2 protein-coding genes are annotated in these 1,211 nt (G+C 68.3%); both read left to right on the forward strand.

Translation table 11 applies throughout. The annotated features are described in order from the left end of the window. Nucleotides 1-226: 226 nt before the first annotated feature. A complete protein-coding gene (locus K9U40_RS23005; protein ID WP_282892404.1) occupies nt 227-703 on the forward strand; it encodes a hypothetical protein in 477 nt (158 codons plus the stop codon). Beyond that, the coding region (locus tag K9U40_RS23010; protein ID WP_432715937.1) for a DUF7007 domain-containing protein at nt 700-1,211 on the forward strand (512 nt) is incomplete at its 3' end. The genes K9U40_RS23005 and K9U40_RS23010, both read left to right, overlap by 4 nt.

Here is a 1,211-nt window from a genome sequence, read left to right on the forward strand (position 1 = left end):
GAAGCTCGCGAGCTGGCTGGTGAAGCACGAGGCGAGCGAGGACGACGATCTCGACGAGGGGTCGGCCGAGCCGGACGCCGCGGAGCCGGCCGACGCGCTCGACGGCGAGGCCTACGGCGTCGCGGCCGAATAGCCGGCGCACATTTTCGCACTGCGAATCCCATCCCGCCGCCGGCTCTGCCGGCGGCGCTTTCGTTTCCACTCCTGCGCAATCACGGAGGACATGATGTCCGCGCACACGATCTACGACAACGCGCCGATCGGCTCGCTCATTGCCTGGTCCGATGGAACGCCGCGGCCGCCCGAGCGCTTCACCAGGAAGCTGTCCGCCTGGCAGACCCACAACAGCAAGGGCCGCCTGATCCAGAAGCAGGGGGAGCGCGGGATTGGGACCGTCAGCCTGTCCGCCAGCTTCACCCTGCACGAGGCGGACTATGGCGCTGGCGGCGTCATCGCGATTCGCGTCCACCGGACGTTCTCGCTCGACTCGAAGCTGCACTTCACGATCCTCGAGCGCCCGGCCATCGGCTCGGTGCGAATCTTCGACCGCGCCGGCCGCGGCGCTGTGCTCGTCCATCTCGCTGCGCATCGGCAGGCTGCCGAAGAATGGCTCTCGCGTCATGGTTATCCGCGCGCCGTGTTCGAGGAGGTCACCGCCGACGAGGTCGGCGCCGACGTCGTCGAGGGGAGGATCGTCGCATGACCATGCTGGCATCTCCGAACGAAGCTGCCGACCCCGCCAGCGGATTTCCGGAGGTGGCGTTCGGCCACAGCGCGGACGGCTTTGCCGTCGCCCGGGTCGCGGACACCGCGTTCGCCATGCTGCCCTCGCGCGACGGGCGTTTCTATCTCGCGAGTGGCTGGCGCATCGGCCGTCCCATGGAGCAATGGACGCGCGCCGATTTCCACAGTCATTCCGGCGAGCTCGCCAATGAGGTGGCCTTCCGCGCCAAGGTCATGGAAAACGCCGAGCATCAGCGCGAGAAGCGCGCGCTCCGCCGCTGCGAGATCCGCGCGACCGCCAGCACGCCCTGGGGACGGTCGCAGGGCGCGACCCTCTATGCCGAGGATGTCGTCTTCCATTCCACGGCCGGCCATGGAGGCATTCACCTCTCGGCAACGCGCAACCGCATGGTCCATCCCATGCTTCGCGCCGAGGGCGGCTGGTACGAGGAAGATGAAGCCTGGGCGATCGTCGCCATCACCTTCCC

Source organism: Xanthobacter autotrophicus (genome assembly GCF_030015065.1).
Taxonomy (GTDB): domain Bacteria; phylum Pseudomonadota; class Alphaproteobacteria; order Rhizobiales; family Xanthobacteraceae; genus Xanthobacter; species Xanthobacter autotrophicus_D.

Bases quoted from the DNA above. Each gene is read 5' to 3' on its own strand.
- K9U40_RS23005 (WP_282892404.1), top strand. From the start codon at position 227: ATGTCCGCGCACACGATCTACGACAACGCGCCGATCGGCTCGCTCATT.